Raw genomic sequence first — 8,117 nt, 5'->3', positions numbered from 1 at the left:
CGATCCACGACCGCCGCCCGAGCGTCATCGCGCTGCCCGACGGCTTCCAGCCGGAGGGCGTCGCCGCCGCCGGCCGGTACGCCTGGTTCGGGTCGCGGGCCACCGGCGAGATCTACCGCGCCGACCTCATCACCGGAGCGGGCCGGCAGGTCAGCCCCGCCACCGGCACGCCGTCGCTCGGCCTGAAGGTCGACCCGCGGGGCCGGCTCTTCGTCGCCGGCGGCACCGCCGGTGACGCCCGGGTGATCGACACGCGCACCGGCGCCGTGCTCGCGAGCTACCGGTTCGCCGATGCGCCGACGTTCGTCAACGACGTGGCGCTCACCCGCGACGCCGCCTGGTTCACCGACTCGAACCGGCCGGTGCTGTACCGCCTGCCGCTGGGGCGCGGTGGCACGCTGCCGCCCGCCGGCGGCTTCACCACGCTGCCGCTGACCGGCGACTTCCAGCAGACCGGCACCGGCATCAACCTCAACGGCATCGCGCCCACGCCGGACGGGCGGGCGCTGATCGTCGTGCAGTCGAACACCGGCACGCTGTTCCGGGTGGACCCGGCCACCGGCGTCACCACCACCGTCGACGTGCCGGGGAGCACGTTCGTCAACGGCGACGGCCTGCTGCTGCTCGGCCGCACGCTGTACGTGGTGCAGAACCGGCTCAACCAGGTCGCCGCGGTCGAGCTGAACCGCGCCGGCACCACCGGTGTGCTGCGCCGGGTGCTCACCGATCCGGACTTCGACGTGCCGACCACCGTCGCCAGCGCCCTCGGGCGGCTCTACCTGCCCAACGCCCGGTTCTCCACCCCGCCGACGCCGGCCACCCCGTACACGGCTGTCGCCGTCGACGCACGCTGAGCGGGCCGCCGCCTGCGCCGGACGTCCGGCGCGGGCGGCGTCGCTCACTCCTCCATCTCCGGGCCGAGCAGCCGGATCTCCTCGATGTCGATGGCCGCCTGGAGCTGCCGCAGCACCGCGTCGTCGATCTGCCTGGTGTTGCGCAGCCGGGTGATCTCCTGCCGCTTGTGGTCGAGCACCCGAAGCCGCAGCCGGCGGGCCATCTCCCGCTCCGCCTCCGCGTCCTCGCCACCCGGGTCGCGGGCGTCGGCCAGGTGGTCCTCGTAGTCGGCGCGCAGCCGGTCCACGGTGTCCTGGGTGGCGCCCACGTCGCTGGCGGCCCGGGGCAGCGCCTCCAGTGCCGCCTCGGTGGCCCGGATCCGGGCCCAGCGCACCTCCTCGTCGCGTTCCCGGTCGCCGGTCAGGCCGGCCCAGCTCACGACCGCGGGCAACGTGGTGCCCTGCACCAGCATGATCAGCACGATCACCACGACGGTGACGAAGATGATCAGGTCACGTTCGCGTACCGGGCTCCCGTCGTGCATGGTGACCGGCACGGCGAGCGCCGCGGCGAGCGAGACGGCACCCCGGAACCCGGCCCAGCCCACGGCGGTACGCATCCGGCCGTCGAAGTGCCGCGCCCGGCTCGACTCCCGCCGGTCCACCCGTTGCAGCGCCGACACCGACAGGTGCACCCAGAGCAGGCGGATCGCCACCACGACCGCTGCGACGAGAACCGCGATGCCGAGCGACGCGGTCGGCGAGTGGCTGGTGATGCTGCGCAGCGAGCGCGGCACCTGCGTGCCGAGCAGCACGAACAGCCCACCGTTGATCATGAAGGTGGAGAGGTCCCAGAACGCGAACGCGGTGACCCGGGAACGGGCCCGGATCACCCGGGGCGCGGCGTACGACAGCAGCAGCCCGGACACGACCACCGCGAGCACCCCGCTGGCGTGCACCGCGTCGGCGAGCAGGAACGCGACGAACGGGGTGAGGATGCTCAGCCCGCCCTCGCGCATCGGGTCGTCCACGTGCTTGCGGATCAGCACCACGACCGCGCCGACGAGCAGGCCCGCGGCCACCCCGCCGGCCGACTTGCCGACGAACTCGCCGCTGAGCGTCAGCGCACCGGGCACCGTACCGCCCGCGACCACGCCCGCCGCCACCGCGAACAGCACCAGCGCCGTACCGTCGTTGACCAGGCTCTCCGCGCGGAGCGTGGTGAGGATGCCGCGCGGCATCCGTTTGGCCAGGCCGGCCACGGCGGCGGCGTCGGTCGGCGCCAGGACGGCCCCGAGCACCCACGCAGCGGCCGGCTGCACGCCGAGGGCCTGCGCGGTGTACGCGACGGCGACCATCGTGACGATCACCAGCACGACGGCGAGCCCGACGATCACCGTGAGGTTGGCCCGGATCTCGCGGAGGCTGATGACCAGACTCTCCCGGTAGAGGATCGCCGGAAGGAACAGCACCAGCACGACCTCGGGTTCGAGGATCAGGTTCTCGAACGGCGGCAGCAGGCCGATCAGCGCGCCCATCGCGATCAGCAGGACCGGCGGCGCGACGCTGTAGCGACCGCCGATCGTGGTGCCGACGAGCACGGTGGCACCCAGCACCGTGATCAGCACGAGTGCTTCCACGCCGTACCCCCGTCACCGTCCGCCGGGGATCACGGTGCCCTACGGCGGCGGCCCGGCGGGGCGGAACGGGTGATCGTTACTCGAAGCGGGCCGGGTCGCCGGCGCCGCGGCGCAGGATCTCCGGCTCGGGGCCGGACAGGTCGACCACTGTGGTCGGCTCCAGCCCGCAGTCCCCGGCGTCGACCACGGCGTCGACGAGGTGGTCGAGCCGTTCCTTGATCTCCCAGCCCTGGGTCATCGGCTCGTCCTCGCCGGGCAGCAGCAGCGTGCTGGTCAGCAGCGGCTCACCGAGTTCGGCGAGCAGCGCCTGGGTCACGGTGTGCCGGGGTACGCGCGCCCCGACCACCCGGCGCCGCGGGTCCTGCAACCGGCGGGGCACCTCGGCGGTGGCCGGCAGCAGGAAGGTGTAGCTGCCCGGGATGACGGACTTGACCTGCCGGAAGACCGCGTTGCTGAGCTTGACGAACTGGCCGAGCTGGGCGAAGTCGGCGCACATCAGGGTGAACGGGTGCCGGTCGTCGAGCCGCCGGATCTCCCGGATCCGCTCCACGCCGTCGCGGTTGCCGATCCGGCAGCCGAGCGCGTAGCAGGAGTCGGTCGGGTAGGCGATCACCCCGTCGGCGCGCAGCAGGTCCACCACCTGCCGGATCACGCGGGGCTGGGGGTTGTCCGGATGCAGGTCGTAGTACCTCGCCACGCCGGCCAGCCTATGTCCACGTCCCGGCGGGCGCAGGTTTGGCCGGGGCGGTTTCCGGAAACAGGTGGGGGCCGTTCACGACAGGGGGACCGAATCATGTCCGAAGCCAGCACAGACCGCGTCGCCGACCGCCCCGCGGAGGTGACCGATCCGCTGCTGTGGGACCTGGCCGCCGCGGTGGCCGACGCGCACCAGCCGGACGCCGAGCGCGTCTGCACCAGCCCGAGCTGCGTCGGGGCGGCGTGGCCGTGCGCGGCCTGGAACAACGCGCAGGCGGGGCTGAGCGCCGCCCGGACGCCGCGGCAGCCCGCCGCGCCCCGGCAGTCCGCCGGCTCGCCGCAGTCCGCGTCGCGGCCGGTCGCCGGGCAGCCGGGCGCCGGTCGAGCCGGTGCCGCCGGTGAGCCGGGCACGGCTGCGGCACGCACCGACGCGCGGAGTCTCGCCGCCACCGCCGCCTGACTCAGCGTAGGCGTACGCGTCCTCGCGCCGCCCCCGGCCGCCTCGGTCGGGGGCGGCGCTTCGTGCGGGCCGTCGACGCTGGTCAGGGCGCTTCGCGAGGTGACCGGAGAGCCTTCCGTGCGCACGGGAGAGCGCTCTCTTTGGTAACAAGACATTGACGGAGCCGTAACCCGAACCTTACTGTCCCTTCTCAAGAGAGCGCTCTCACGACTGCCGGAACACCATTTCGTACCCCGCCTTCTCCTCGTGAAGGGGACCTCCATGAACCTCCTGCGGGACTTCTCCCCCGACCCCGTACCCCCGACCGCGCCCGTCCCGTCCCCGGCCCGCCGTCGCGGTCTGCGGGCGACCGCCCTCGTCGCCGCGTCCGTGCTCGCCGCCGGCCTGCTGGGCGCCGTGGCCGGCGGCGGCGGCACGGCCACCGCCGGCGCCGTCGGCGCGGGCAGCTACACCGAGACGCTGCCGCCCGGCGCCCAGCTGCCCAAGGGCTGCGGCGCGATCAGCACCAACCCGCGCATCTTCACCACCCCCGACGCGCCCGCCGGCGCCATCCCCACCAACGACTGGTGGTCGTCGCTGATCTGGAAGCGCAACAACTGCGCCGGCAGCGAGAACCTGCACGCCCACCCGCTGGCGTTCAAGGCCGAGAACAACGGGCTCGGCCTGTCGTACACCACCACCCCGGCCATCAGCGGCACCGCGACCGGCGTCGGCGAGTTCCACTACCCGTACGGCGAGGACGTCCGCGTCGGGATGCCCGGACTGTCCGCGCCGGTCGTCAAGGCGGCCGGCTGGAGCGACTGGACGGTCACCGCCGACTGGAGCGACGGCAGCCGCACCATGCGCGCCACCATCGGCCACGGGCTGCCGTTCAGCTACTACACGGTCAGCGGCGGCACCGCGCAGCTCACCGCCACCGCGACGCCCACCGTGTGGCGCAACTCCGGCGCCACCATCGGCTTCACTGTCAACGGCCACGACTACGTCGCGTACGCACCGACCGGCGCGACCTGGACCGTCAACGGCGCCGGCATCAGCTCGACGCTGGCCGGCAAGGGGTACTTCTCGGTCGCGGTGCTGCCCGGCGGCGGCGACCGGGCCGCCCTGGCCGACACCTACGGCCGGTACGCCCACGCCCACGTCACCGGCACCCGGATGAGCTACACGTACGACCCGTCGGCGGGAACGGTGCGCACCACGTACGCGTTCACCACCACGCCCCGCGAGGGCAGCGAGACGAAGACAGTGGTGGCGCTCTACCCGCACCAGTGGCGCAGCCTCACCGGCGCCACCCCGATCACCCCGACGTACGTCTCGGCGCGCGGCGCCATGCGGGTGCTCACCGGCGTGCCGTCGTTCACCACCACGATGCGTTTCACCGGTGTGCTGCCCGAGGTGCCCGCCGTCGGCGACTCCAGCGGCGCGGACCTGGCCACCGTCACCGGCTACCTCAACGCCGAGCAGGGCAACCCGGAGGGCGTCAGCGGCCGGGACACCTACTGGGCGGGCAAGGGACTCGGCCGGGCCGCCCGGATCGCCGAGATCGCCGACCAGCTCGGGCAGACCCCGGTCCGCGACGCGGCGGTGACCGCGATGAAGAACCGGCTGACCAACTGGCTCACCGCCGGCTCGGGCGAGACCAGCCAGCTGTTCTACTACGACCGCAACTGGGGCACGCTGATCGGCTACCCGGCCTCGTACGGCTCCGACGAGGACCTCAACGACCACCACTTCCACTACGGCTACTTCATCGCCGCCGCCGCCACTGTCGCCAAGTTCGACCCGGGCTGGGCCGACGACAGCCGCTACGGCGGCATGATCGACCTGCTCATCCGCGACGCCAACAACTACGACCGCGCCGACAGCCGCTTCCCCTACCTGCGGGACTTCGACATCTACGCCGGGCACGACTGGGCCTCCGGGCTGGCGCCGTTCTTCGCCGGCAACAACCAGGAGTCCTCCTCGGAGGGGATGAACTTCGCCAACGCGCTGATCCAGTGGGGTCAGGCCACCGGCGACACCGCCGTCCGCGACGCCGGGGTCTACCTGTGGACCACGCAGTCGGCGGCCATCTCCGAGTACTGGTTCGACGTGTACGACCAGAACTTCCCGGCCGCGTTCGGGCACAAGACGGTCGGCATGGTGTGGGGCGACGGCGGGGCGTACGCGACCTGGTTCTCCTCCGCGCCGGAGATGATCCAGGGCATCAACATGCTGCCGATCACCGGCGGTCACCTCTACCTGGGCGACCACCCCGAGTACGTCAAGGCCAACTACGCCGAGCTGGTCACCAACAAGGGCGGCCCGCCGACCGTGTGGCAGGACATCATCTGGGAGTTCCTGGCCCTCGGCGACGGCGAGCAGGCGCTGCGCAACTTCCGGGCGAACAGCGGGTTCACCAGCGAGGAGGGCGAGAGCAAGGCACACACGTTCCACTGGATCCGCAACCTCGCCGCGCTCGGCACCGTGGACACCACGGTCACCGCGAACCACCCGCTGGCGAAGGTGTTCGTCAAGAACGGCGCCCGCACCTACGTGGCGTCGAACATCACCGCCCGGCCGCTCACAGTCACGTTCTCCAACGGCACCACGCTCACCGTGCCGGCCGGGAGGACGGCCACCTCCGGGGCGTACGCGTGGAGCGGCGGCGACGCCACCGGCGGCGTGACCGTGCCGACCGGTCCGCCGCCGACCTCGACGCCGACGCCGACCCCGACGACCGCCAGTCCGACGCCGACCACGGCCAGCCCGACGCCGACGCCGACGCCGACCACCGCCAGCCCCACTCCGAGTACCGGCACCCCGCTGACACCGGTCCGCTACCTGCGTACGGGCGGCGGGCTGGACGGCAGCGCCGGCACCGCCGGCACGGTGAACGTGGCGGCGGCGAACGGCAACTCCGACGGCACACCGGCCAACCCGCAGGTGTTCACCGCCACCGGGCTGACCGGCACGTACACCGGCGGGGCGACCGCGTTCGACCTGGCCGTCGACGCGGGGACCGCGATCGGCAACGGCGTCCAGATCCGGGTCTCGTACGACCTGACCGGCAACGGCAGCGTCGAGCGGGTGGAGACCTACCGGTACTTCGCCACCGATCCGATCCCGGGTGCGGAGCGCTACCGGCAGACCCAGGGCCTGCTCTCGGCCACCGGCACGCTGGGCAACCTGTCCGGCGGCACGGTACGCGTCGAGGTGTGGAACGCCATCGGTGGCGCGCCCACGATCCTCGGCGTCGGCAACGCCTCGACGGTCACGCTGCCGTACGGCTCCTGACCCACGGTTCCGGCGCCCCGGCCCGCGCGGCCGGGGCGCCGGCTCGTGCCTACCGGTTCACGGCCAGCGGGTCGCGGTGGCCTCGAACACCTCGCTGTCGCCGGCCACCGGGATGACGCAGAGCAGGTGCCCACCCGGCGCGCGCAGCACGTGGCAGTCGAGCCAACGGGACACCGGCGTGGCGCCCAGCCCGCACAGCCGCTCCACCTCGGCGGCCACGTCGTCGGTCTCGATGTCGAGATGGTGACGGGGCGCGTCGTCGACCGACTGCACGGCGGTGACCAGCCCCGGCACCACGTCGGCCAGGCCGGTGAACTCCGGTTCGGCCGGATCGGTACGCAGGCTCGCGCCGAGCGCGGCGGACCAGAACGCGGCACACTCCCCCGCCTCGTCCTGCGGCGCGTCGATGATCAGGGCGTACAACCTCGATCGATGCATCGCCCGAGCCTAGCCACGACCGCCGGCAGCGGCAGCCCGGCGAGGTCAGGCGGTCACGTGGGCGCTGTCGCCGGCGGTCGCGGCGAACGACGTGCCGCTGACCATCCGCGCGGCGTCGGAGGCGAGGAACACCACCAGCGGCGCCACGTCCTCCGGCTCCACCCACGGCACGCCGAGCGGCGTCTTCGACCGCAGCGCCTGAATCGCGGCGTCCTCCACCTGAGCCAGGTCACCGGAGGCCGGCTTGCCCGCCTCGACGAGCGCCTGGACGTACCGGTCCCGGTGCCGGGTCAGGGCGGTGTCGACCAGCCCCGGGATCACCGCGTTCACCGTCACGCCGTGCGGCCCGAGTTCCAGCGCGGCGGACTTGACCAGCCCGATCAGTCCCCACTTGGACGCCGAGTACGCGGACCCGTTCGTCGTGCCGTGCTGCCCCTGGGTGGACGACGTGACCACGATCCGCCCGCTGCCGCGACGTACCAGCAACGGCGCGAAGACCCGCAGCACGTTCGCGGCGCCGGTGAGGTTCACGTCGATCTGGTCGTGCCAGTGCCGGTCGGTCATCTCCAGCAGCGGCGCGAACGCCTGGATGCCGGCGTTGGCGAACAGCACGTCCACGCCGCCGTGTTCGCGTTCCACCGCCTCGGCGACAGCGCGTACCGCGCCGATGTCGCGCTGATCGGCCACGTGCGCCGACCAGCGGGCGCCCGCCGCCGTCACCCGCCGGCCGGTCTCGGCCAGGTCCTCCGGGGTAGCGGGCGGGAGGTCCAGGAT

General features: G+C 73.1%; 7 protein-coding genes. 3 read left to right on the top strand and 4 right to left on the bottom strand.

Annotated features, from left to right (window positions below):
* Window positions 1–854: hypothetical protein (locus ABD52_RS34525; RefSeq protein WP_047894500.1), on the top strand; the 854-nt coding region annotated here is incomplete at its 5' end.
* A gap of 44 nt (window positions 855–898) precedes the next feature.
* Here ABD52_RS34525 and ABD52_RS34520 read toward each other — a convergent pair.
* The gene (locus ABD52_RS34520) at window positions 899–2,473 is read right to left on the bottom strand and encodes a Na+/H+ antiporter (RefSeq protein WP_030273226.1); all 1,575 of its coding nucleotides are present in this window, start codon (window positions 2,471–2,473) and stop codon (window positions 899–901) included.
* Between the two features lie 76 nt (window positions 2,474–2,549).
* Window positions 2,550–3,170 carry an L-threonylcarbamoyladenylate synthase gene (locus ABD52_RS34515; protein WP_013286492.1) on the bottom strand — a complete coding sequence of 207 codons (621 nt, stop codon included), beginning with the start codon at window positions 3,168–3,170 and terminating at the stop codon, window positions 2,550–2,552.
* A 96-nt stretch (window positions 3,171–3,266) separates the two neighbouring features.
* Here ABD52_RS34515 and ABD52_RS34510 point away from each other — a divergent pair, with 96 nt between their 5' ends.
* Both ABD52_RS34510 and ABD52_RS34505 read left to right on the top strand, forming a co-directional pair.
* On the top strand, window positions 3,267–3,629 hold the full coding sequence (locus tag ABD52_RS34510) for a hypothetical protein (protein ID WP_013476667.1): 363 nt from the start codon (window positions 3,267–3,269) through the stop codon (window positions 3,627–3,629).
* A 261-nt stretch (window positions 3,630–3,890) separates the two neighbouring features.
* Entirely contained in the window at window positions 3,891–6,905 is a 3,015-nt protein-coding gene (locus tag ABD52_RS34505) for a glycosyl hydrolase (RefSeq protein ID WP_047894499.1), read from the top strand.
* Between the two features lie 57 nt (window positions 6,906–6,962).
* Here the strand turns inward: ABD52_RS34505 and ABD52_RS34500 are convergent, their stop codons facing one another.
* Complete coding sequence (locus ABD52_RS34500; RefSeq protein ID WP_013286495.1) at window positions 6,963–7,343, bottom strand: VOC family protein; 381 nt, start codon at window positions 7,341–7,343, stop codon at window positions 6,963–6,965.
* A gap of 45 nt (window positions 7,344–7,388) precedes the next feature.
* A partial coding sequence (locus tag ABD52_RS34495; protein WP_047894498.1) for an SDR family NAD(P)-dependent oxidoreductase occupies window positions 7,389–8,117 on the bottom strand: 729 nt, incomplete at its 5' end.

The sequence above is a fragment of the Micromonospora sp. RV43 genome, from assembly GCF_001029515.1.
Lineage (GTDB): Bacteria > Actinomycetota > Actinomycetes > Mycobacteriales > Micromonosporaceae > Micromonospora > Micromonospora aurantiaca.
The sequence above is the reverse complement of the archived record's forward strand: the minus strand, read 5'-3'. Positions and strand labels throughout refer to the sequence as shown.

Excerpts from the sequence above, each read along its gene's own strand:
- ABD52_RS34510 (WP_013476667.1), top strand. The coding sequence starts at position 3,267 with ATGTCCGAAGCCAGCACAGACCGCGTCGCCGACCGCCCCGCGGAGGTG.
- ABD52_RS34505 (WP_047894499.1), top strand. The coding sequence starts at position 3,891 with ATGAACCTCCTGCGGGACTTCTCCCCCGACCCCGTACCCCCGACCGCG.
- ABD52_RS34500 (WP_013286495.1), bottom strand. The coding sequence starts at position 7,343 with ATGCATCGATCGAGGTTGTACGCCCTGATCATCGACGCGCCGCAGGAC.